This window comes from Nocardia farcinica, from assembly GCF_001182745.1.
Lineage (GTDB): Bacteria > Actinomycetota > Actinomycetes > Mycobacteriales > Mycobacteriaceae > Nocardia > Nocardia farcinica.
Map to the genome: position 1 here is coordinate 1,673,695 of NZ_LN868938.1, position 22,033 is coordinate 1,695,727.

Below are 22,033 nucleotides of genomic sequence, written 5' to 3' on the forward strand. Positions count from 1 at the left end.
GCATCGGATGAACATCATTTACTAAATACTGTTCACAAATTGGGGTGTGGTGTGGTTCACTCTCCCGTGAACCAGCCCTACGAGGAGGTAGCCGTGTCCGCGCCGTCCCTTTCGCACGACTTCGACTTCACCGACCCCGACCTGCTCGCCACCCGGTTGCCCGTGGCGGAATGGGCCGAGCTGCGCCGCACCGCTCCGGTGTGGTGGGTCGACCAGCCCGACGGCACCAGCGGGTTCGACGACGGCGGGTACTGGGTGGTGAGCAAGCTCTCCGACATCAAGGAGATCTCCAAGACGCCCGAGATCTGGTCGAACCACGAGAACACCGCGGTCATCCGCTTCAACGCCGACATCACCCGCGAGGAGATCGACATCCAGCGCGCCATGCTGGTGAACACCGATCCGCCCGCGCACGACAAGCTGCGCCGCATCATCTCCCGCGGCTTCACCCCGCGCGCGGTGCAGTCGCTGCGCGACGCCCTGCACGAGCGAGCCGAGCGGATCGTGCACGAGGCCAAGAAGACCGGCGGCGGTGACTTCGTGCAGCAGGTGGCCTGTGAGCTGCCGTTGCAGGCGATCGCCGAACTGCTCGGCGTGCCGCAGGCCGACCGCGGCAAGCTCTTCGACTGGTCGAACCAGATGATGGGCTACGACGATCCCGATTTCGACGGCAACCACAAGGTCGCCACCGCCGAGATCATGGGGTACTCCTGGAACCTGGCCGAGGAGCGGCGCAAGTGCCCGGCCGACGACATCGTCAGCCAGCTGGTCACCGCCGACATCGAGGGCGAGTCGCTGGGGTCGGACGAGTTCGCCTGGTTCGTCATCCTGCTGGCCGTGGCGGGCAACGAGACCACCCGCAACGCCACCACCCACGGCATGAAGGCCTTCGTCGACTTCCCCGAGCAGTGGGAGCTGTACAAGGCCGAGCGCCCGCGCACCGCGCCCGACGAGATCGTGCGCTGGGCCACGCCGGTGGTCGCCTTCCAGCGCACCGCCCTGCAGGACACCGAACTCGGCGGACAGGCGATCAAGAAGGGCCAGCGGGTCGGCTTGTTCTACGCGTCGGCCAACTTCGACGAAGACCACTTCACCGACCCGTACACCTTCGACATCACCCGCAACCCGAACCCGCACGTCGGCTTCGGCGGCACCGGCACGCACTACTGCGTCGGCGCGAATCTGGCCCGGTTGCAGCTGGACCTGATCTTCAACGCGATCGCCGACGTGATGCCGAACCTGCGCCAGGTGAGCGAACCGGTGCGGCTGCGCTCGGGGTGGCTCAACGGCATCAAGAGCTGGCAGGTCGCCTACCAGTGAGCCGATCGTGACCGGGCGGCGCGGCCGGGTGCCCGCGGTGGCCGCCGCCGACATCCGGCGCGCGGCCAGGGCGCTGCTGGTGGCGCAGGGGCCGGAGGCGATGACGCTGCGGGCGATCGCCCGCGACCTCGGCGTCACCGCCCCCGCCCTCTACCGGCACTACGCCTCGCACGAGGAGCTCGCCGACGCGCTGCGCGCGGACATCTGCCTCGACCTCGCCGACGAGCTGGCCGTCGAGGCGGCGGCGGCGACCGAGGACGGCCTGCTGCAACTGATCGCGATCTGCCGCGGTTTCCGGCGCTGGGCACTGGCGCACGCGCACGAGTTCACCCTGGTGTTCGCCTCGCCGAACCGGGTGCACACCGCGGGTCTGCGCCGGTTCGAGGAACCGTTCGGCCGGGTGTTCCTCGCCGCGGCGGGACGCCTGCTGACCACCTACGAGCTGGCGCTGCCGCCGACCGACACCATTCCGCCCGCGTTGCGCGCGGACCTGATCGGCTACCAGAACGACCTGCTGGCCATGCTCGCCGAAGCCGGTCAGAAGTTCCCGGCCGAGAAGCTGGATCTGGGCGTGACCTACCTGATGATCACGCTGTGGGCGCGGCTGTACGGGCACGTCACCCTCGAGGTGTTCGGCAACTACCCGCTGCCGGTCCGCGACCCCGAAGCGCTGTTCGACACGGTGCTGGCGGAGCTGGCCCGCGGCATCGGCGTATGACCGGGCGATCGGCACCGGGCGCTCAGCGATCGAACGAGGCGACCCCGACCGGACCGACCCCGATGCACAGGCCGAGCCCCGGTGTGAAGGCGCCGACCCGCAACGCGGTGCCGCCGCCGATCACCCGCACGTAGACGGTGTGCACCCCGGCGCGCACCGGGACCACGACCGGCTCGCCGTCGCCGAGGGCGACGGTGATGCGGCCGTCGCGGTCGGCGAGGTAGTTGAGCTGGGCGGTCCACTTGTTCTCGATCATCGGACCGTCCAGCGGCAGATCCACCGGGGTCGGCCCGGCCACGCGGTGGTCGCAGCCCGGTTCGGGGCCGGGCAGGATGTGCCGGTTCCACCAGACCACCGCGTCGACGATGTGCCCGTCGTCGGTGATCATGCGCAGCCGCGGTGTCGAGTCGGCGAAGGCGTCCTCGCCTGCGATCGGCGCGAAGACCTGACCGGTGAGATTCTGCGGATAGGCGACCGGCGCCAGCACCTCCCAGGGCACCTCCTGCTCGAGCAGCGGCGCGTCCTGCCGCGGTAGTTCGGCGGCCACGGTCGGCAGGTAGGTCCGGGTGCGGTTGGTCCACCACGAGTCCGCGTAGGTCAGCGTCGAGACCAGGCTGCCGGCCACGAACGCCGCGGTCAGCGCGAAGGCCGGACGGCGGAACGGGACCGGGCCGCCACGACGGGCGGGGGCACGGCACACCAGGGCCGCGGCGACGGTGAGCACCACGGCGACATCGGCGAGGTAGCGCAGCGACTGCATGATCTCGGTGGCGGTGTGCGGGCCGCTGCGCAGCAGGGCCAGCGGCAACTGTGCCAGCACCACGTAACCGATCGCCGCCGCCAGCACCGGCAGCACGTGCCTGCGCCGGGCGAGCACGAACGCCACCGCGAGACCGGCGAGCACCCAGCAGGCCGCGACCACCCAGCCGGGCGGCGCAGCCCACGGGGTGGCTGGCACCCAGCGCTCCCACCGCCACGGTCCGCCGAACAGCGCGGGCACCACGCCGCGACCGGTGGCGCTGCGCACCAATTCGCCGACGTCGTGCCGGTCGTGGGGTTCGCTCGTCAGGTCGACGACGCTCAGATACACCGCCGCCCAGCCGGCCAGCACCACCGCCGACCCCAGCCACAGCACCCGACCACGGCGCGCCACCGTGCGCACCGGCCGCGGGATCCCCCGCACGTGCAGCGCCAGCGCCGCCGCCGCGAACGCGGTGAACGGCACCACCACCGACTTCTCGAAGAACGACAGGGCCACGACGAGCACCGCGATCCCCGACCAGGCGAAGCGGATCCGCCCGGTGCGCACCAGCCGGACCGCGTCGGCGATCAGCCAGGCCAGCGCGATCTGCAGCGGCAACGCGTTGAGCGCGGCCGCCCACCACACGAACGCGGGCAGCGTGAGCGGGCAGAACAGGTAGAACGCCAACGGGATCAACACCACCGGCCGTCGGCCGAGCAACACCAGCAGCATGCGCAGCACGGCCAGCGAAGCCGCCAGTTGCAGCACCACCATCGTCAGCACCGGGCCCGCCCAGACCAGCGGCGCGGCGCGGGTGAGCACCCAGGCGGTGGCGAACGCCAGCGGCATGAAGTGACCGTCGTGGTCGTGCAGCAGCAGGTCCGCCGAGAACAGGTCGTAGCGGCCCGCGCGGCCGACCAGGATCAGGTCGTCCCAGTAGAAGTAGCCGCGCGCGGCGATCCAGCCGCGCAGCGCCAGTTGCGCCAGGATCAACGCCAGCGCCGTCAGCAGCACCGCCCGGCGCAGGGACCGGCGGCGCGGCGTGGGAGCGGGCGCGGCGGGCGCGGCACGGTCGAGCGTGCGGACGCCCTCGACCATGCCTGCTCCTCGCCGTTCCGCCGAACCTCTCCGATCGCCCGGCGGTCCACCGGACGATCCGCGTGCAGGTTCCCAGTCTGCCCGACCGTGCCGCGCACCCCCGGACGCCGGGGTGACCGCTGTAGCGGATCACCACCCGCACCGATGCCCGATTGTCGGGTGTACCGTTGTCGGCCCTGGTCGAAGGGGCGGCGCACGGTAGGTTGGCCGAGCAGGCCAGTTCGGGGGAATCGAGAACATGATCCGGTCGCCGGCGATGATGCTCCTCGCCGAACAGGCCGACGACCACAGCACGAAGAACCCCGCCCGGGTGTACGCCACCCTCGACGCCGCGCGCATGACCGGCATGCTCGCCGGCCCGGTGGTCGGCGGTGTCGCGGTCGGGTCGGTCGGCTTCGCGGCGACGATGGCGCTCGACGCGATGTCCAGCATCGTCCTGGTGGTGTCGATGGCCGCACTCGGCCTACGGCGCTTCCCGCCCGAGCATCCGGCGACGGGTCGACCCGGTTGGTGGCGGCACGTCGTGGAGGCGCCCGCCCTGCTGGCCGCGAATCGGGTCGTTCGGGCGGCGATGGGCGTCCTGGCCGCGGCGATCGTGTTCACCGCCGTCTTCACCGTGGCGGAAGTCTTCTACGTGCGCGCAACCCTGTCCGCGACACCGCTGGAATACGGGCTGGTGACGACCCCGTTCGTCGCCGGACGGCTGCTGACGTCGGTGTGGCCTGCGCCGAAGATCGCGCCGCAGCACCAACGCCGCACTCTGGTCGCGGCCGGACTGCTCATGGGCGCGGGCCTGGCCGGCGCCGGCCTGTCCGGATCGCTCCTCGGCGCGGCGATCGGGTTCGCCGCCGCGGGCGTGGCGAACTCGCTCCAGGTCTCGGCCATCACGGTGCTCATCGCGACGCACGTGCCGCCCGCGGTGAAAGGCCGCGCGTTCGCCGCGATGGGCTCGGTCAACAACGCGGCGACGATGCTCGGCACGCTGCTCGGCGCGCCGGCGGTCGCCGCCGTCGGTGCGGGTGGGGCATTGGTCCTTGCCGGCGCAGGCACCGCGGCGGCGACGGCGGCGGCAGCTCCGGTGCTGCTGGTCCGCGGCCGCGAACAGCCCGAGGATGGCGTCGACAGGACGCCGTCGACACGCCGGCCTGGGTGGGCGGGTGGGCCCCGGAACGGCGCCCCGCCGCCGAACTCGGCGGCGGTGTCAGCCTCCGGTCAGGCCGGTGTTGACCTTCACGACGACCTGGTCGGCGGTCACCTCCTGCACCGCGACGTCGAGACCTTCGGCGGGGCGGGTCTCGCCCATCGGCACGGTCACCTGCTGACCGGCGATCTTCAACGTGACCAGGTTGCCGTCGACGGCCACCAGTTGCGCGTCGACGCCCAGGACACTCACCTGGGCGTCGACCCCGCGGGTGAAGGTGATGGTGCAGCCGCCGACGTTGCAGTCGGCGGTGGAGCCCGGTCCCTCGGCGGTGCAGGCGGCACCGAGCGGGACGAGCAGGGCGAACAGGGACAGGGCGATCAGCCGGCGAGGACGCACTGCGCCAGTGTAGAAGGGATACGGACCTTTCGGACACCTCCCGGTGGAACTCCCCCGGACGTGGGATGATCCGGAGCGTGGACGGCGAGCACGACACCCTCGTGCGGGCGGGCGAAGCCCTGCCGGACATGGTGGCGCGCCTGGCCGACCTCGTGGGCTGCGAATCCCCCTCGGACTCCCCCGCCGACCTGCGCCGGTGCGCCGACCTCCTGGTGTCCTGGCTCGCGCCGTTGCTCCCGCACCGCGTCGAGGTGCTCGAACGCGACGGCCTGCCGCACGTCCTCGCCGCCGCCGCGCACCCGACCGTGCTGCTGCTCGGCCATTTCGACACCGTGTGGCCGCTGGGCACCCTCACCGACTGGCCGTTCACGGTGCGCGACGGAATCGCGCGCGGGCCGGGCGTTTTCGACATGAAGGCGGGCATCGTCCAGCTGGTCACCGCACTCGCCCTGCACGGCGACCCCGGCCGGGTGAGCGTGCTGCTCACCGGCGACGAGGAGATCGGCTCCCGCAGCGCGTGGACGCTCATCGAGGAGCAGTCCCGGCGCGCCGGGGCGGTCCTGGTCTGCGAACCCGCCGCCGACGGTGGGGCCGTGAAGGTCGGCCGCAAGGGAATCGCCAACTACGACATCGAGATCCGCGGCCGCGCCGCCCACGCGGGCCTGGAACCCGAACGCGGCATCAACGCCGGAGTCGAACTGGCGCACCAGATCCTGGCGCTCACGGCACTGGCGGACCGGGACACCACCGTGACCCCGACCGTGCTGTCGGCGGGCACCACCGGCAACACCGTGCCCGAACGCGCGCACTGCCACGTCGACGTGCGGTCCTGGACGACCGCCGCCATGGCAGACGTCGACCGCGCCCTCACCGGCCTGCGCCCCCGCCTGCCCGGCGCCGAGGTCGTCGTCACCGGCGGTATCGACCGGCTCCCGTTCGAGGAACGCGCGGCCGCGGGCCTCCTCGCCCACGCCGAGGCGGCCGCCGACGAACTCGGGCTCGGCCCGCTCGCCACCGCCACCGCGGGCGGCGTCTCCGACGGCAACATCAGCGCCGCCGCCGGCGTCCCCACCCTCGACGGCCTCGGCGCGATCGGCGGCTACCCCCACGCCCGCGACGAACACGTGCAGGTGCCCACCATGCCCCGCCAAACGGCCCTGCTCACAGAGTTGCTGGCACGGTTGGCACAGCGGCGCCCCGGTCGTCTCGAGCCGTAGTGACAGCACCACCGCGGCCTCGCCGTCCACCGGACGAGCCCGCGACCGCACCGGCCGGGGTGCGCCGGGACGGCGGCGGGATTCTCGACGGACGGGCGGTGGCGCCGGCGGTATTGTGCGGGTGGGAGGAGGTCGTCGTGCGGTTGCCGGGTGCTGGGGATGTCTTCGCCGGGTATCGGATCGTGCGTCGGCTCGGGGCGGGCGGGATGGGAACGGTGTATCTGGCCGAGCATCCTCGGCTGCCGCGGCGGGACGCGGTGAAGGTGCTGGATCCGGAGTTGGCGGCCGATCCCGGGTATCGCGCGAGGTTCGAGCGGGAGGCCGAGCTGGCGGCGCGGCTGGAGCACCCCAACGTGGTGGCCGTCTACGACCGGGGGCGCGAGGGCGAGTTCCTGTGGATCGCCATGCGTTATGTCGACGGGGTGGATGCGGGCGAGCTGGTCGCCGCCGAACCGGCCGGGTTGCCCGCCGAGCGGGCCGTGGGGATCGTCGCCGCGGCGGCACGCGGGCTCGACGCCGCGCACCGGCGCGGGTTGCTGCACCGTGACGTCAAACCCGCGAACATCCTCGTCTCCACCGACGACGACGGCGCGGACGTCGTGCGCCTCACCGATTTCGGCATCGCCCGATCGCTCGACGCCGCGGCGACCACCTCCGGCTCGGTACTGGCCAGCTTCGCCTACGCGGCGCCGGAGACGTTCGCCGGTGGCCCGCTCGACGCCCGCACCGACGTCTACGCGCTCGGTTGCACGCTCTACGAAATGCTCACCGGCGCTGTGCCGTTCGCGCGGCGCTCGCCCGCCGCCGCCATGCAGGCCCACCTGTACGAGCCGCCGCCACGCCCGTCGGCCACGCATCCGGCGCTCGCCGCGTTCGACCCGGTGATCGCCCGGGCGCTGGCGAAGGTACCGGCGCACCGGTACGGGAGTTGTGGCGAGCTCGCGCGGGCGGCGACGGCGGCGCTGGCGGCGAACACCCCGCACCGTTCGGCACCCCACCGGATGGCGCCTCCCCCGCCGTCGGCGACGACCGGACCGGCCGGCGGTCCCGGTGTCACCCCGGCGGACCTCTCCCCCGCCCCGCACCCCACCGCCTCGGCGCAACCTCGAACACCGTCGGAACCGGGCATTGCCGGGCCGGCCGGACCACCCCGTTCCGCTCGGCTGCTGCTGATCGCCACCACGGTGGCGGCGCTCGTCGTGGCCGCGGCGGTAGCGGCCGTCCTGGTCCGCGGGAACAGCACCGCAGGCACGCCGGTCGCGACCCCGTCACCGGCGACCATCACGACGCCACCGACCACCACGACGCCGACCATCACCACCTCCGCGTGGGGTCCCGCCGCCTACATCGTGGCCGCGTTCCCCGATCTGCTGCCGTCCGAGCCGACGGGCACCGGCTACCAGGGCATGCGCTGCGCCCGCAACGACGACGAGGGTTCGTGGCTGCACTGCCCGGCCACCACCGACGACGGTATCAACGTCAACATCCGATGCGACCCGTCGCGGGCGCCGGTGACCTACCGCTCGGACACGCTCGGCCTCACCGACATCCACGAGGAACCCTGGACGCGGCCCTCCGGGAGCGGCACGATCCGGTGGGCGACCGACGACACCGCCGGGTTCGGACTGCTCGATGTGGCGTTCGACGACCCCGATCGCCACTTCTGCCTGGTCTCGGCCAGCGGCGGCAGCGGCGGGCAGGATGTGTACGACCGATGGTGGCGCTCGGCGCCGCTCTGAGAAGGAGAGCCGGACATGGCGATGCCGCCGGGGACCGTGTTCGCCGGTTTCCGCATCGAGCGCACCCTCGGCTCGGGCGGGATGGGCACGGTGTATCTCGCCCGGCATCCCCGGCTGCCGCGCTCGGTGGCGCTGAAGGTGCTGGACGCGGCGGCGGGCGCCGACCCCGAGTTCCGCGCCCGGTTCGCCCGCGAGGCCGATATCGCGGTGCGGCTGGACCACCCGCACGTCGTGGAGATCTACGACCGCGGCGCCGAGGACGAGCGGCTCTGGATCTCCATGCGGTACGTCGCGGGCCCGGACGCGGCGCGGCTGATCCGGGAGCACGGGCGCCTACCCGCGCGGCGCGCGGTCGGCCTTGTCGCCCAGGCCGCCGCCGGATTGGACGCCGCCCACCGCCGCGGCCTGCTGCACCGCGACGTGAAGCCCGCCAATCTGCTGGTGGCCGCCGACGACGACGGCGGCGACCACGTCTTCGTCGCCGACTTCGGCATCGCCCGCAGCCGCGACGACGCCGTCCGCCTCACCGGCGCGGGCGCGCTGCCCGCCACCCTCGGCTATGTGGCCCCCGAGCAGATCGACGGGCGCGAGCCCGATCACCGCAGCGACCTCTACTCCCTCGGTGTCACCCTCTACCAGATGCTCACCGGCGCTTTGCCGTTCACCGGCACCACCCCCGCCGAACTCCTCCGCGCCCACCTGCTGGAACCACCACCCCCGGTGACCCGGCGCGCCCCGGACCTTCCGCGCGCCCTCGACGACGTCCTCGCCACCGCCCTGGCCAAGGATCCCGCCGAGCGTTATCCCGACTGCCGCGCCCTGGCGGTCGCCGCCGCGGCCGCGCTCGCCGACCACCCGCCCGGTCCGGAAGCTGCGGGGCCGGAACAGAACTCCGCCCGAGCAGACCGTCCGCACCAGCCCAGTCCGCACCGGGCGGGTCCGGCGCGGCACGCCCCGGCTGCCGCGCGCGCGACGGTCCGCCCGCTCCCGGACGGCAGCTCCGCTGCCGCGCCCGACAACCACCGGACCGCACATCCTCCCGGTCGCCCCGCCGCCGTGTGGTGGGGTGCGGGGGTCGCGGTCGCCGGTGTCCTGGCGGTCGCCCTGGTGCTCGCGTTCGGCCGCACCGCCACCACGGTCCCGGGCAGCGCCGTCGCCGGGCCCACGACGAGCCCACCGCCGGTCACCTCCGGCATCGCCACCACCACCGTCGCGACGAACCCCGCCTGGGGCCGCACCGGCGAACTCGCCGCCCTCCTCCCCGGCCTGATCCCCGACACCCCGGCCGCCACCGGCTACCAGGGCGCCCGCTGCACGCCGTTGGACGTGCTCGACAATGGCCGCGCCCCCGCGCTGGAATGCGTGCAGGACAACGGCATCCACTTCTACGCGTGGTCCTTCCGCCCGGGCGACCCACGCCGCGACGAGACCTTCCGCACGGCCGTCGCCGACGACACCACCCGCGAGGAAGTGTGGCAGCGCGATTCGGGGACCGGCCGGGTCCGCTGGACGCACTACGCCGGCGGTGACACCGGCCTGCTCACGGTCACATTCGACGATCCCGCCCGCGCCTGGATCGTCCTCGACGTCTCCTGGGACCACCACACCGGCCGGGACCTCTACGACCACTGGTGGGCGACCGCACCGCTGTGAAAGCGCGGGGAGAACAGCGAACAACCACCAACATCGAGTCTCGGCACCGGAACACCTGCTGTCGGCACAGGCCGAAATCGCACGTCGCAGCGCAGGGGTGAACCGACGGTTCACCCCCTTTGAACAGCACACTTCCGAACAAGAGGGAGAACGCCGGTTTACTTCCTGGTGACGGCCTGGCTATCCTACGGACGCCGACAGCGCCGGTGTCGCGCGCGGCATGGGACGGATCCGGTCCAACGCGACCGGCGACGCAGAAGGGAATTCGAGATGCAGATCGGCAACTCCGTCGCGGTGGTCACCGGCGGTGCCTCGGGCCTCGGCCTGGCCACGGTGAAGGAACTGCACCGCAACGGCGGCAAGGTGGTCATCATCGACCTGCCGTCCTCCGACGGCGAGAGCGTCGCCAAGGAACTCGGCGACGGAGTGGTCTTCGCCGCGGCCGACGTCACCAACGAGGAGCAGGTGAGCGCCGCCCTCGACGCCGCCCAGGAACTCGGCACGCTGCGCATCGCCGTCAACTGCGCCGGCATCGGCAACGCGATCAAGACCGTCGGCAAGAAGGGCGCGTTCCCGCTCGCCGACTTCACCAAGGTCGTCAACGTCAACCTGATCGGCACGTTCAACGTGATCCGCCTGGCCGCCGAGCGCATCGCCGCCACCGATCCGGAGGGCGAGGAGCGCGGCGTCATCATCAACACCGCATCCGTCGCCGCCTTCGACGGCCAGATCGGCCAGGCCGCCTACTCCGCCTCCAAGGGCGGCATCGTCGGCATGACGCTGCCGATCGCGCGCGACCTGGCCGCGATCAAGATCCGGGTCGTCACCATCGCGCCCGGCCTGTTCCACACCCCGCTGTTCGCGACGCTGCCCGACGAGGCGATCGCCTCGCTCGGCGCGCAGGTCCCGCACCCGTCGCGGCTGGGCGATCCCGGCGAGTACGCGGCGCTGGCCCGGCACATCGTGGAGAACCCGATGCTCAACGGCGAGACGATCCGCCTCGACGGCGCGATCCGGATGGCGCCGCGCTAGTCCCCGGGCCGATAAGTTCTGGGCCGATCAGTTCTGGGCAGAGGAGTTCGTCGGCCGCTGGGTGGTGCCGCTCGACATCACGTCGGCCCACCACCCGGCCAGCGGGCTCGGGTCGGGCCAGATCACGGGGTCGGTGTCCTGAGGCTCGCCGCTGCGCACGGGAGTGTTGTCCATCATCACGCTGCCATTCCTTGTGCGATACCTGTCGCGAGCGGCACCCGCTGCGGTCGGGCCGGACGGCTCGGCCGCAGCGGGAACCCTCACGTGATCTCGCCCCGGCACCATCGGCGGGGCCATACGCGGGGTGGGTACCACGGGGGCGCGGGGCCAAACCCGCCGGTTCGTTCCCCGCTCATCGGTGCGCGGGGATGCCCTCGCTCATGCCGAAGCTTGCCTCCTCGGGACTGACCAGGCCCAGCAGCGACAGCGGCCGCGGCGTGACGGCGTTGGTCAGGTAGGTGAGGGTGATCGCCCAGCGGTTGACCCCGCGCGGCACCGCATACGTGTGATAGGCGCGCGCGACCACCTTGGCGGGCAGTCCGGACAGTCGCACGCCGAGCGGATTCGCGACGGCGAAGCCGGGGCCGAGGTCGACCACCAACCCCATGTCCTTGTGCCGGTAGGGCGCCTCGCTGCCCGTGCCGAGACTCGCCGCGACATTGCGGGCCAGCGCCTTGCCCTGCCTGCTCGCGTGCTGGGCGGTCGGTGGCGTGATCTTGCCCGGCGCGGTCAGGTCGGGCACCGCGGCGGCGTCGCCGCCGGCGAACACGTCCGGGTGGCCGGGGACCCGCAGGTATTCGTCGACCACCAGACGCCCCCGTTCCATCGGCAGCCCCAGCGTGGCCAGGATCGGCGCGCCGGTCACGCCGGTCACCCACGCGACGGTGTGGGTCGGCACCACCGTACCGTCGGTGAGCACCACGCGGTCGTCGTCGAGTTCGGCGAGCGTGGTCTGCAACCGGATGTCGATGCCGCGGCCGCGCAGCACCTCCAGCACCTTGTCGCCGAGGCGTTCGCCGACCTCGGGCATCACCCGCTCGGCGGTGTCGAGCAACAGGAACCGGATCTCCTCGCGGGCGAAGCCGCGGCGATCGGCGTAGGTGTCGGCGAGGGCCCGCAACTGGGCGACGAGTTCGGTGCCCGCGTAGGAGGCGCCGACCACCACGAACGTGCGGCGCGCCCGGCGCACCTCGGGGTCGTCCTCGTGGTCGGCCAGTTCGAGCTGGCGCAGCAGCTGCTCGCGCAGGTACAGCGCCTCGGCGACGGTCTTGAGCCCGCGGGCGTGCTCGGCCAGGCCGGGCACGTCGAACAGCCGGGTCACCGAGCCGGGTGTGAGCACCAGCCGGTCCCAGGACAGCTCGCGGGGTGCGTGGTGCGGGCTGGTGACGGTGATCGTCTTGTTCTCGAGGTCCACCGACTCCGCGGTCGCGACCACCAGCCGCACCCGGGGCAGCGAATCGGCCAACGAGATGACGACGAAGCGCGGATCGATCAGCCCGCCCGCCACGTCCGGCAAGAGCGGGGTGTACAGCATGTAGTCGTTGGGGGTGACGAGCACGATCTCCACATCGTCCTCGCCGGTCCAGGCCAGCGTGCGGCACAGGTGCTTGGCGCACGTGAACCCGGCGAATCCGCTGCCGACGATCACCACTCGCCGCCGGCTCGCGGCCTGTGTCTGCGACACGATCGGCCACCTCCTTCGTTTCGGCTCTCCCCCGGCCATTCCCGGCCTGGTATTGCCGAAACGGGTTTTCGTCGGCCCCCCGAACGCGTGGTCAGCGCGGCCGAGCCGGACGGTGGCGGTCTCGCTCACCGCCGTGTTCGACGGGCTCGCGACCGGGCAGGCCGGCTTCGCGGTGTATCAGCGCGGCAACCTGCGCCGCACGCCCGAGCGGCCGACGACCGAACCGGAGGCGGAGGCGCACGCCGGATCGCGCACGCCCGGGATCAGTGCGCGGCGGCCGGATCGGCGCGCAGTGCGGGCAGGAAGTATGTGCGCACCCAGCGCAGCACGGCCGCCGGGTCGTCGGGGTCGATGGTCTCCCCGGGCACGGTGCCGAGGCTGATGAGGACGCGGGCCAGCCATTCCGACACCTCGGCCAGGTCGTGGCCGGGGTGGATCTCGCCGCGGGCGGCGGCGGCTTCGACGAACGGGCGCCAGAACGCGGCCAGGTCGGGCACCAGACCGGAGACACCGGCGCCCGCGCAGGCGGCGAACTCCTCCGGTTCGTCGGTGCGCAGCCGCAGCAGCAGGGCGCCGGGGTCGTCGTAGGCGCCGCGCCCGATCCGGACACCGGCGGCGATCTGTTCGGCGAAGGTGCCGATGCGCTCCAGCTCGGCGCCGGCGTCCTGCCAGAAGGTCTCGTTCAGGCGGACGATCGCCGCGCCGATCAACGCGGGTTTGTCGGGGAAATGGCGGTACAGCCAGGCGCGCGAGACGCCGGCCGCCTCCGCGACCTCGCTGACCGTGGTGGCGCGGATCCCCTTACTCGCCAGCAACTTTTCGGCGGCGTCGAGCAGCCGGTCCACCACCGAGACGGTCGGTGCCTCGCTCACGCGCCTCGCTTTCGCCTCGAGCCGCCACGGCAACGGCATCCGGTTTCGCGAAAACCCTAACAAAGGGTGGACAGATCTGAGAATGTGACTACTTGTAGACAGAATCGTAAATCTGTCTACCCACCGCGTCCACCGACGCCGGGGCCCGGCGGAAAGGGATTCGACGATGTATCTTCCGCGCACAGCGGTCATCGGGGCGGGTATCAGCGGGTTGACGGCGGGCAAGATGCTCACCGACTACGGCGTGCCCTATGTCTGCTTCGAGTCCTCCGACCGGATCGGCGGCAACTGGGCCTTCGGCAATCCGAACGGCCACAGCAGCGCCTACCGTTCGCTGCACATCGATACCTCCAAGCACCAGTTGTCCTTCCGCGACTTCCCGATGCCCGCGGACTATCCGGACTTCCCGCACCACACCCAGATCAAGGCCTACCTCGACGACTACTGCGCGGCGTTCGGCCTGGCCGAGCACATCGAGTTCGGCAACGCCGTCGAACACGCCCGCAGGCTGCCCGGCGGTGGCTGGGAGCTCACCACCGGGCGCGGCGAGACCCGCCGCTTCGACCTGCTGGTCGTCGCCAACGGCCACCACTGGGACCCGCGCTACCCGGACTTCCCCGGCGAGTTCGGCGGCACCGTGCTGCACGCGCACCACTACATCGACCCGTGGACGCCGCTGGACTTCACCGGCAAACGCATCCTGGTCGTCGGGCTGGGCAACAGCGCCGCCGACATCGCCGTGGAACTGTCCGCCAAGGCGCTGGGCAACACCCTCACCCTGTCCACCCGGTCCGGGGCGTGGATCGTGCCGAAGTACATCGCGGGCCGCCCGGCCGACAAGTACTACCGCACCAGCCCGTACCTGCCGCTGTCCTGGCAGCGCAAGATCGCGCAGTGGGGGCAGCCGCTCACCGCGGGCAGACCCGAGTCCTACGGGCTGCCCACCCCGAACCACAAGTTCTTCGAAGCACATCCGACGCAGTCGGTGGAGTTGCCGCTGCGCCTCGGCTCCGGCGACGTGGTCGCCAAACCCGATATCGCCCGGTTGGACGGGCACACGGTGCATTTCGTCGACGGCACCAGCGGCGAGTTCGACATCGTCGTCTACGCCACCGGGTACAACATCACCTTCCCGTTCTTCGACCCGGAGTTCATCAGCGCCCCCGACAACCGGATCGACCTCTACAAACGCATGTTCGCCCCCGGCGTCGAGGATCTGGTCTTCGCGGGTTTCGCCCAGGCCACGCCCACGCTGTTCCCGTTCGTGGAGGCGCAGGCCCGGCTGATCGGGGCCTACGCCGTCGGCCGCTACCGGCTGCCGTCCCCGGACCGGATGCGACGCGTGATCGCCGAGGACCAGCAGCGCTACACCGGGCACATGCTCGACCGTCCCCGGCACACCCAGCAGGTCGACTACTTCCTCTACGAACACGACCTGCGGGTGCGCGAACTCCCGGCCGGCGCCGACCGCGCCCGGCGCCAGGGTCCACCGCCCTGGGCGCGGGTGGCCGAGGACGACGCGGTGACCGCCGGCGGTGCCCGATGAGCACACGCACCGAGATGACTTTCGATTCGCACGGCACCACCTGCCATGCCTGGTACTTCCACGGCGGCGACAGCCCCTTCGCGGGCGAGCGCGGCAGGCCGGTGGTGGTGATGGCGCACGGCTTCGGCGGCACGAAGGACTCCGGGCTCGAACCGTTCGCCCGCCGGCTCGCCGCCGCGGGGCTGGCCGTGTTCGCCTTCGACTATCGCGGCTTCGGCAGTTCGGAAGGGCAACCGCGGCAGCGGGTCTCGATGCGCGGGCAGGTCGAGGACTACCGTGCCGCGATCGCCGCGGCGGGGCGGGCCCCCGGCGCGGACCCCGCGCGGATCGTGCTGTGGGGCGTCTCGCAGTCGGGCGGGCACGCGCTCACCCTGGCCGCCGAGCGGGCCGACGTGTGCGCGGTGATCGCCCTGGTGCCGATGGTCAGCGGCCTGGCCGCGGGCAGGCACGCGTTCGCGCAGCGGGGCGCGGCGCCGATCGCCGCCGCCACGCTGGCCGGGTTGCGCAGCGCCGTGGCCACCCGGCTCGGCGCGGCCCCGACGATGATGCCGCTGGTGGGCAGGCCGGGCGAGCGAGCCGCACTCACCGCTCCCGGCTACTACGAGAGCTATCGGGCGCTGGCCGGCCCGACCTGGCGCAACGAGGTCGACGCGGCGGTGGGCCTCGAGCTCGGCGGTTACCGCGCCGACCGGCACGCCGACCGCATCACCGCCCCGGTGCTGGTGCAGGTCGCCGACTTCGATCGCGCCGCACCGGCGCAGGCGGCGGCCAAGGCGGCCTTCGCCGCGCGCGCCGAGGTCAGGCACTACCCCTGCGACCACTTCGACGTGTTCGCCGGAAACCCGTGGTTCGATCCGGTGGTCGACCATCAATTGCGCTTTCTGACCAGGAAATTGGGCGCGGCCGGACAGCCCGCTCCGGCGACCGCGGAGCCGGCGGAATGAGCGACCACCACACCCCGGGCACGGCTCTCGTGATCGGCGGCGCATCCGGCATCGGGCTCGCCACCGCCCGCGCCTTCACCGCCGAGGGCTACCGCGTCGTCGCCGACATCGACGAAGACGCCGCCCGGAACTCGGCGCCACCGCGCTCGGCATGGACGTCACCGACGAAGAGTCCGTCGCCACGGGCATCGCGGGCATCGCGAGTCCGACCGCGGTGGTCGATCGCGCCGGACTGTCCATGCCCGGCCCGATCACCGAGCCGGCGCCGGCGCACTGGCAGACGACCGTCGACGTGTGCCTCACCGGCAGCTTCCTGGTGATCAAGCATGCCGGACGGCACATCGCCGAGGGCGGCAGCATCACCTGCATCGCCTCGCTGAATGGCAGGCAGCCGGGCACCGGCATGGCGGCCTACTGCGCGGCCAAGGCGGGCGGGTGTTCCTCGCCTCCGCCAAGGCCCGGTGGATGACCGGCGGCGGGTGATCCCGGCCGCCGAACTCACGGGGCGCCCGCACCTTCCAGCGTGGCGGTGCCGGCCGGGGTGTAGGCGAACGAGCGTTCCGGGCGGACCCAGAGCGTGCCGCCCGCGGCGGTCACCCCTTGGGATTTCAGTTCGCGTTTGAGGATCTTGTTCGTCGCGGTGGCGGGCAGATCCCGGTTGAACCGGACATAGCGCGGCCATGCCTTCGGCGACAGGTCGGCCTGCGCGCGCAGGAAGTCGGCGAACTCCTCGGGGGTCAGGGAGGCGTTGTCCTGCAACACGATCGCCGCCATCACCGCATCGCCCACGTGCTCGTCGGGTACACCGTAGACGGCCACCCGGTTGAGCCCCGGCAGGCGCTGCAGCACGCGCTCGATGGGGCCGGCCGCCAGGTTCTCGCCGTCCACCCGCATCCAGTCGGCGGTGCGCCCGGCGAGGTAGATGAAGCCGTCGCTGTCCTTGTAGGCCAGGTCGCCGGACCAGTACATCCCGTCGCGCAGGCGTTCGGCGGTGGCGTCCTCGTCCTTGTAGTAGCCCACGAACAATCCGGCGCCCTGCGAGTTCACCAGTTCGCCGATCGCCTCGTCGGCATTGACCAGCGCGCCGTGCTCGTCGAACCGGGCGGGCGGGCATTCGGCCACCGTCTGCGGATCGTAGACCGCGACACCGGGGAAGCCCTTGCCGATCGAGCCCGGCGGAGTGTCCTCCTCACGGGTGATGATGATGGCCAGTTCGGTGGAGCCGAAGCCGTCCCACACCGTGCAGCCGAACCGGCGGGAGAACTCGGCGATGTCGCGGTCGGTGGCCTCGTTGCCGAAGGCCACCCGCAGCGGATTGTCGGCGTCGTCGGGGCGTTCCTCGGTGGCCAGGATGTAGGCCAGCGGCTTGCCGACGTAGTTCATGTAGGTGGCGCCGTAGCGGCGGATGTCGGACAGGAACGTCGAGGCCGAGAACTTCGCGGGCACCATCGCCGCGCCGCTGCACAGCGCGACGCTCAGGCCACCGAGAATGGCCGCGGAGTGGAACAGCGGCATGGACAGGTAACAGATGTCGTCGGGACCGATGCCGAAGCGTCCGGTCAGCGGCGGACCCGCGAACGGAACCATCATGTGCGCCAAGCGGACCGGTTTGGGATTGCCGCTGGTGCCGGAGGTGAAGATGAGCATGAAGGTGTCCATCGCGCCGGGCACGCTCAGCGGTTCGAGTTCGCCCGCGTGCGCGACGGCCTCGGCCCATTCCGGCGCCGAGGTGTCGACGACCCGCACGCCGGGCAGCTCGAGTCCGTCGAGCAGGACGCGGTGGTCGGCATCGGTGAGCACGATCTGCGCGTCCGCGCGGGCGATGTCGTCGGCGAGCGCGGCGCCGCGGCGGGTGTCGTTGAGCCCGACGGTGACATAGCCGCCGAGTGCGCCGGCGGCCAGCGCGAACAGCATCTCGGGGGTGTTGCCCAGCAGGGTGGCTACGTGCGGCGGCCGGTCCCGGTCGATCATCGCCAGCACGGCGGTGGCGCGGTGGCGCGCGCCGTCGACGTACTCGCGCCAGCTCCACCGCCGGTCGGCATAGCTGACGGCGAGATCGTCGTCCTCCGCGCGCGCCTGGAGGAGTGCGGTGACTGTGTCGGCCATGTCCCGAATCTAGAACGCGTTCTCACACCGCGTATACAGATTCGGGAAATTGTCTACTACCCGGCGCGGGAAGCGGTTCAGCCGTGCGGGTTCGCCTTGTGGTAGGCCTCCACCACCGCGGCCGAGACCCGCCCGCGGCTGGAGACCTGCATGCCGTTCTCCTGCGCCCACCGGCGGATGGCCAGCGTCTGGTCCTGCTCGGTGGCGCGGCGCGACCGGGGCGCCCGCGTGCCGCCCGCGGCCTTGCCCACCCGGCGCGCGAACGGCGTCCACTGCGCGAACAGGGCTCGCAACTGCTCGGCGTTCGCGGTGCACAGGTCGAGCTCGTAATGCACACCGTCGAGCGCGAACGACACCGTCTCGTCCGCCACGGATTTCCCGTCGACGTCATCGACCAGCAGCACGGTCACCTTGCGAGCCATCAATTCCCCTCACATCACATGAATGAGCAAAGGACACAAGCGTAGCCACTCGCCCGAGCCCGCTTCCAATCGGAAGCGGCGCGGCGCGCGCGGACCGTGGACCGGCGGCGGAACTCAGGCGTCCGCGGCGGTTTCGGTGGCGCGCACCGCATCGACGATCGATGCGCGGATCGGTCGCCAGCGCACCCCCAACTCGGCGAGGGTGCGCGAGTCGTCGGTGGGCGTGGCGGCCGTCAGCAACCACGCGGCCTCGTAGCTCAGCCCGGCACTGATCGGCATCACGCGCGAGAGCAGATCGGTCGCGCGGCCGATGCCGCGAAACAGCGCGGGAGAGAGCGGCACCCGCCGGATCCGCCGTCCGCTCGCCTCTTCGAGCAGATCGACGATCTCGTCGAAGGTCAGCAGATGGCCGCCGCACAGGTACCGCCGCGGCCCGCGCCCCGGGCGCATGAGCGCCGCGTGCACCGCGGCCACGTCCCGCACGTCGACCATCTGCATGCCCCCGCGCACACTGGGCGCCCAGCCGCTGCGCAGCATCACCGCCCAGCCCTCGGCGGTGATACCCGCCTGCGGGCCGAGCGCGGGGCCCACCACGGACGAGGGATAAGTGATCACCAGCGGCGCGCCCGCCGCTTGCAGGGCACGGGCGATCCGGTCCGCGGTGGATTTGGTGCGGCCGTAGGCGCTGCGGCCCGCCGCGGTGGGACTGTCGGGCGTGATCACCGGGTCCGGGCACGGGAACAGCGCGCTGTAGCTGGCGACGTGCACGATGGGATCGAGTCCGCGCGCGGTCGCCTCGGCCAGGATGCGCCCGGTCGCCTCGACGTTGACCTCCCACATCAGCGCCTCGCGCCTGCTGTCGGTGCCCACCACGCCCGCCGCGTGCAGCAGCGCGTCGCACCCGTCGAGCAGCGTGGCGACCACCGCGCGGTCGCGGATGTCGCCCGCGACGGTGGTGAGACGATCGGCGCCCACCCCGAACAGGGCCGTCACCTCGGCGGGCTTCTCGGCCGGGTGGACGAGCAGGCGCACCTCGTGCCCGTCGGCGAGCAGGGCGGCGACGGTGTGCGCGCCGAGGTAACCGGTGCCGCCGGTGACCGCGATCAGCACGGCGCCCTTCCCGTCGGTCGGCGCCCGCCGCATGGCTCGGCCACGGTCCGCTGCATCCTCGACCTCATCTCTCTCCGGTCCCGGGTACCGAGACGCGCGCCCGCACGGCACAATCGGCGGGAGCTCTGCCCGAAACCATAATCGATACCACTGGCATCGTAATAGCGATCTGGGAGTCGCATGACGACATCGGCAGCCGCACCCACCGACCCGCCCTCGCGTGGCGCGGGCAGGCCCCGTGACGAGACGATCGAGCACCGCGTGCTCCCGGTGGTGCGGGCGATGCTGATCGAGACCGGCTACGACGAGCTCAGCGTGCGTGGCGTGGCCGCGCGCGCCGGCGTGGGCCGGGCCAGCATCCTGCGCCGCTGGGCCAGCAAACCGGAGCTGGTGCTGCACGCGGTGCTCGGCGAGGTTCCCGACCTCACGCCGTTCGCGGGCACGGACCGGCGCGGCTGGGTGGAGTGGGTGCTTCGCGGCAGCCGGGAACTGTTCGCCCGGCCCGAGGTCCGTGCCGCGGTGCCCGGGCTGCTGACCGCGCTCGACCGCGACCCCGACCTCAAGCACCGGCTGTGGTCCGGATTCAGCGGCCCGGCGGCGGCCCTGCTCGCCCCCGCCGACGCCGACCCCGAGCGGGCGGCACTGCATGCCCGCGCGCTCATCGCGCTGGCGGCCGGGTCGGCGCTGTTCCTGGAGCTGGTCGCCGAGGACGACACCGGCGCGATCCACGAGCACATCACCCGGCTGATCCTCGACGCGACGGTGCCCGACCCGAAGGGCGCGGCACCGCGGGGTGATTCGATCGCCGACGACGAGAGGCCCTGAATCCGGGCGGCGGCGGGCACCCGGCCGCGACCGGACTCCGGCGCGCCGGACGCCTCAGGCGCCGAACCGGTCGACGCTGTCGCGTCCGCCCACACCGGAGGCGAATTCCCGGACCCGCCACGGCCCGCCCGCGTCGGCGGCCAGCGGCGGCGTCGCCCCGCCCGCGCCGTCGTGCAGCCCGGTCAGCATCTCGCGCAGCGCCTCGACCGCGGAATGCCGTGGGGTCCAGTTCAATTCGTCGTGCGCGCGGGTGGTGTCCAGGATCGGCAGGCGCAGGACGGTGTCGAACAGCCCGGGTGTCGCGGGCACCAGCCGCAGCCGCCAGCCCACCGACAACGCCCCGCGCACCAACCCCGCGGGCACGTCCACCGGGCGGGCGCCGAACAGTTCGGCCAGCCGATCGCGATCGAGCACCGGCGGCGCGGCCAGGTTGAACGCACCGCGCACCGGCAGCACGACGGCGTGGGCGAAGGCGCGGCCCGCGTCGGCACTGTGGACGGCCTGGAACCGCAGTCCCTTCGGCACCGGAAGAATCGGAAGTCCCGGCCGCACCAGCGCATTGGGCACCAGCGGCCCGGCGAACAACCGGCGCTGCTGGCTGGCCGAGGACCGTTGGAAGACGAACGACGGCCGCATCCGCACCACCCGCATCTCCAGGTGGGCGCGCTCGAACGCGTCGAGCACCCGCTCCACGTACGCCTTCTCGCGCGGGTAGGCCGCCAGCGGCCAGCCGTCGGTAGGCCAGGTCTCGCGCACCGGCTCGTCGTCGCGCGCCGGGGAATACGCGGCCACCGAGGAGGCGCACACCAGCGTGCGCACCCCCGCCGCCGACGCGGCGGCCAGCACCCGCTCGGCCCCGATCACGTTGTTGTCCCAGGTGTCGGCGGGGCGATGGGTGGGCTGGAACAGCCACGCCAGGTGCACCACGGCGTCGGCGCCGCGGAAGGCCGCCACGAGGTCGTCGGTGCGGATGTCGGCGCGGTGGAACTCGACCCCCGGCGGCAGTTCGCCGGGACCGCGCCGGGCGACCCCGACGATCGAGTCGACCTCGGGTTCCCCGCGCAGGGCATCGACAACCGCCGTGCCGATGTTGCCCGTCGCCCCCACCACCACTACGCGCATGCCGCGCTCCTTCCCGGTTGACGCCGACGGCGCCGGGCCCCCGGGGTGCGCGGGCCCGGCGTCGCTGGGAGACCGCTCAGGACACGGCCTGGCTGACGGCGTTCGGGCCGTCGTAGGTGCGGTCGGGGATCTGCTCCAGCGCGCGGACGATGTCGTCGTCGGCGCCGTTGCTCTTGGCCGCGGAGACGATGCCCTCGCGGTCGCACGGGTAGTCCACACCCGACAAGAACTTCTGCACCTGGATGGGGTTCACCTGCTGACCCATGTGATCTGCTCCTTTCCCCTCGAGGTCGATCGATGTCGGACGTGGGCCGCAGTACCACGCGGGGTGGATGTCAAACCG

The 22,033-nt window shown here is 72.3% G+C and carries 19 protein-coding genes and 1 pseudogene; 11 read left to right on the forward strand and 9 right to left on the reverse strand.

Annotation, left to right across the window (positions count from 1 at the left end):
* Positions 1-93: 93 nt before the first annotated feature.
* Complete coding sequence (locus AMO33_RS08115) at positions 94-1,320, forward strand: cytochrome P450 (RefSeq protein ID WP_011208964.1); 1,227 nt, start codon at positions 94-96, stop codon at positions 1,318-1,320.
* 7 nt (positions 1,321-1,327) lie between these two features.
* Positions 1,328-2,038 (forward strand): TetR/AcrR family transcriptional regulator, encoded by a 711-nt coding sequence (locus tag AMO33_RS08120; RefSeq protein ID WP_060591727.1) that lies wholly within the window; start codon positions 1,328-1,330, stop codon positions 2,036-2,038.
* Positions 2,039-2,060: 22 nt separating this feature from the next.
* On the opposite strand, the gene AMO33_RS08125 is transcribed toward AMO33_RS08120, so the two are convergent.
* Entirely contained in the window at positions 2,061-3,878 is a 1,818-nt protein-coding gene (locus AMO33_RS08125) for a hypothetical protein (RefSeq protein ID WP_082668613.1), read from the reverse strand.
* 238 nt (positions 3,879-4,116) lie between these two features.
* Between AMO33_RS08125 and AMO33_RS30965 the strand changes: the two genes are divergently transcribed.
* The 5 genes from AMO33_RS30965 (at position 4,117) to AMO33_RS08150 (ending at position 11,059) form a co-directional block, all read left to right on the forward strand.
* The gene (locus AMO33_RS30965; protein ID WP_060591730.1) at positions 4,117-5,487 is read left to right on the forward strand and encodes an MFS transporter; all 1,371 of its coding nucleotides are present in this window, start codon (positions 4,117-4,119) and stop codon (positions 5,485-5,487) included.
* 8 nt (positions 5,488-5,495) lie between these two features.
* Complete coding sequence (locus AMO33_RS08135; protein ID WP_197657740.1) at positions 5,496-6,635, forward strand: M20 family metallopeptidase; 1,140 nt, start codon at positions 5,496-5,498, stop codon at positions 6,633-6,635.
* 137 nt (positions 6,636-6,772) lie between these two features.
* Entirely contained in the window at positions 6,773-8,374 is a 1,602-nt protein-coding gene (locus AMO33_RS08140; protein ID WP_060593375.1) for a serine/threonine-protein kinase, read from the forward strand.
* A gap of 15 nt (positions 8,375-8,389) precedes the next feature.
* Positions 8,390-10,027 carry a serine/threonine-protein kinase gene (locus AMO33_RS08145; RefSeq protein ID WP_060591731.1) on the forward strand — a complete coding sequence of 546 codons (1,638 nt, stop codon included), beginning with the start codon at positions 8,390-8,392 and terminating at the stop codon, positions 10,025-10,027.
* Positions 10,028-10,297: 270 nt separating this feature from the next.
* Positions 10,298-11,059 (forward strand): 3-hydroxyacyl-CoA dehydrogenase, encoded by a 762-nt coding sequence (locus tag AMO33_RS08150; RefSeq protein WP_060591733.1) that lies wholly within the window; start codon positions 10,298-10,300, stop codon positions 11,057-11,059.
* A gap of 27 nt (positions 11,060-11,086) precedes the next feature.
* On the opposite strand, the gene AMO33_RS31390 is transcribed toward AMO33_RS08150, so the two are convergent.
* The 3 genes from AMO33_RS31390 to AMO33_RS08160 all read right to left on the reverse strand — a co-directional run bounded on the left by AMO33_RS31390 (position 11,087) and on the right by AMO33_RS08160 (position 13,654).
* Complete coding sequence (locus AMO33_RS31390) at positions 11,087-11,236, reverse strand: hypothetical protein (protein WP_157838381.1); 150 nt, start codon at positions 11,234-11,236, stop codon at positions 11,087-11,089.
* A 175-nt stretch (positions 11,237-11,411) separates the two neighbouring features.
* Positions 11,412-12,743: an NAD(P)/FAD-dependent oxidoreductase gene (locus AMO33_RS08155; protein WP_373862105.1), complete on the reverse strand. Its 1,332-nt coding sequence runs from the start codon at positions 12,741-12,743 to the stop codon at positions 11,412-11,414.
* A gap of 263 nt (positions 12,744-13,006) precedes the next feature.
* Positions 13,007-13,654, reverse strand: coding sequence for a TetR/AcrR family transcriptional regulator (locus AMO33_RS08160; protein WP_060591736.1), 648 nt, complete (start codon positions 13,652-13,654; stop codon positions 13,007-13,009).
* Between the two features lie 127 nt (positions 13,655-13,781).
* On the opposite strand from AMO33_RS08160, the gene AMO33_RS08165 reads away from it, so the two are divergent.
* The 3 genes and pseudogenes from AMO33_RS08165 to AMO33_RS30245 all read left to right on the forward strand — a co-directional run.
* Positions 13,782-15,161: a flavin-containing monooxygenase gene (locus AMO33_RS08165; RefSeq protein WP_060591737.1), complete on the forward strand. Its 1,380-nt coding sequence runs from the start codon at positions 13,782-13,784 to the stop codon at positions 15,159-15,161.
* On the forward strand, positions 15,158-16,105 hold the full coding sequence (locus AMO33_RS08170) for an alpha/beta hydrolase (protein ID WP_060591740.1): 948 nt from the start codon (positions 15,158-15,160) through the stop codon (positions 16,103-16,105). Before AMO33_RS08165 ends, AMO33_RS08170 begins: the two co-directional genes overlap by 4 nt.
* Positions 16,102-16,538: pseudogene (locus AMO33_RS30245) on the forward strand (SDR family NAD(P)-dependent oxidoreductase); the annotation flags it as partial. The gene AMO33_RS08170 and the pseudogene AMO33_RS30245, both read left to right, overlap by 4 nt.
* A gap of 65 nt (positions 16,539-16,603) precedes the next feature.
* Here the strand turns inward: AMO33_RS30245 and fadD1 are convergent.
* From fadD1 to AMO33_RS08190, 3 genes are all read right to left on the reverse strand, one after another.
* Positions 16,604-18,211, reverse strand: a complete 1,608-nt coding sequence (gene fadD1, locus AMO33_RS08180; protein WP_060591743.1) for a fatty-acid--CoA ligase FadD1 — start codon at positions 18,209-18,211, stop codon at positions 16,604-16,606.
* Positions 18,212-18,288: 77 nt separating this feature from the next.
* On the reverse strand, positions 18,289-18,633 hold the full coding sequence (locus AMO33_RS08185; RefSeq protein ID WP_060591745.1) for a histone-like nucleoid-structuring protein Lsr2: 345 nt from the start codon (positions 18,631-18,633) through the stop codon (positions 18,289-18,291).
* 114 nt (positions 18,634-18,747) lie between these two features.
* Positions 18,748-19,776 (reverse strand): NAD-dependent epimerase/dehydratase family protein, encoded by a 1,029-nt coding sequence (locus tag AMO33_RS08190; protein WP_373862107.1) that lies wholly within the window; start codon positions 19,774-19,776, stop codon positions 18,748-18,750.
* Positions 19,777-19,923: 147 nt separating this feature from the next.
* On the opposite strand from AMO33_RS08190, the gene AMO33_RS08195 reads away from it, so the two are divergent.
* Complete coding sequence (locus AMO33_RS08195; RefSeq protein ID WP_060591747.1) at positions 19,924-20,568, forward strand: TetR/AcrR family transcriptional regulator; 645 nt, start codon at positions 19,924-19,926, stop codon at positions 20,566-20,568.
* 54 nt (positions 20,569-20,622) lie between these two features.
* On the opposite strand, the gene AMO33_RS08200 is transcribed toward AMO33_RS08195, so the two are convergent.
* Both AMO33_RS08200 and AMO33_RS08205 read right to left on the reverse strand, forming a co-directional pair.
* The gene (locus AMO33_RS08200; RefSeq protein WP_060591750.1) at positions 20,623-21,690 is read right to left on the reverse strand and encodes an NAD-dependent epimerase/dehydratase family protein; all 1,068 of its coding nucleotides are present in this window, start codon (positions 21,688-21,690) and stop codon (positions 20,623-20,625) included.
* Between the two features lie 76 nt (positions 21,691-21,766).
* Positions 21,767-21,955: a DUF2795 domain-containing protein gene (locus tag AMO33_RS08205; RefSeq protein ID WP_011208944.1), complete on the reverse strand. Its 189-nt coding sequence runs from the start codon at positions 21,953-21,955 to the stop codon at positions 21,767-21,769.
* Positions 21,956-22,033: the final 78 nt, after the last annotated feature.

Bases quoted from the DNA above. Each gene is read 5' to 3' on its own strand.
- AMO33_RS08150 (WP_060591733.1), top strand. From the start codon at position 10,298: ATGCAGATCGGCAACTCCGTCGCGGTGGTCACCGGCGGTGCCTCGGGC.
- AMO33_RS08160 (WP_060591736.1), bottom strand. From the start codon at position 13,654: ATGCCGTTGCCGTGGCGGCTCGAGGCGAAAGCGAGGCGCGTGAGCGAG.
- AMO33_RS08195 (WP_060591747.1), top strand. From the start codon at position 19,924: ATGACGACATCGGCAGCCGCACCCACCGACCCGCCCTCGCGTGGCGCG.
- AMO33_RS08145 (WP_060591731.1), top strand. From the start codon at position 8,390: ATGGCGATGCCGCCGGGGACCGTGTTCGCCGGTTTCCGCATCGAGCGC.
- AMO33_RS08165 (WP_060591737.1), top strand. From the start codon at position 13,782: ATGTATCTTCCGCGCACAGCGGTCATCGGGGCGGGTATCAGCGGGTTG.
- AMO33_RS30965 (WP_060591730.1), top strand. From the start codon at position 4,117: ATGATCCGGTCGCCGGCGATGATGCTCCTCGCCGAACAGGCCGACGAC.
- AMO33_RS08190 (WP_373862107.1), bottom strand. From the start codon at position 19,776: ATGCGGCGGGCGCCGACCGACGGGAAGGGCGCCGTGCTGATCGCGGTC.
- AMO33_RS08205 (WP_011208944.1), bottom strand. From the start codon at position 21,955: ATGGGTCAGCAGGTGAACCCCATCCAGGTGCAGAAGTTCTTGTCGGGT.
- AMO33_RS31390 (WP_157838381.1), bottom strand. From the start codon at position 11,236: ATGATGGACAACACTCCCGTGCGCAGCGGCGAGCCTCAGGACACCGAC.
- AMO33_RS08185 (WP_060591745.1), bottom strand. From the start codon at position 18,633: ATGGCTCGCAAGGTGACCGTGCTGCTGGTCGATGACGTCGACGGGAAA.
- AMO33_RS08200 (WP_060591750.1), bottom strand. From the start codon at position 21,690: ATGCGCGTAGTGGTGGTGGGGGCGACGGGCAACATCGGCACGGCGGTT.
- AMO33_RS08125 (WP_082668613.1), bottom strand. From the start codon at position 3,878: ATGGTCGAGGGCGTCCGCACGCTCGACCGTGCCGCGCCCGCCGCGCCC.
- fadD1 (WP_060591743.1), bottom strand. From the start codon at position 18,211: ATGGCCGACACAGTCACCGCACTCCTCCAGGCGCGCGCGGAGGACGAC.
- AMO33_RS08170 (WP_060591740.1), top strand. From the start codon at position 15,158: ATGAGCACACGCACCGAGATGACTTTCGATTCGCACGGCACCACCTGC.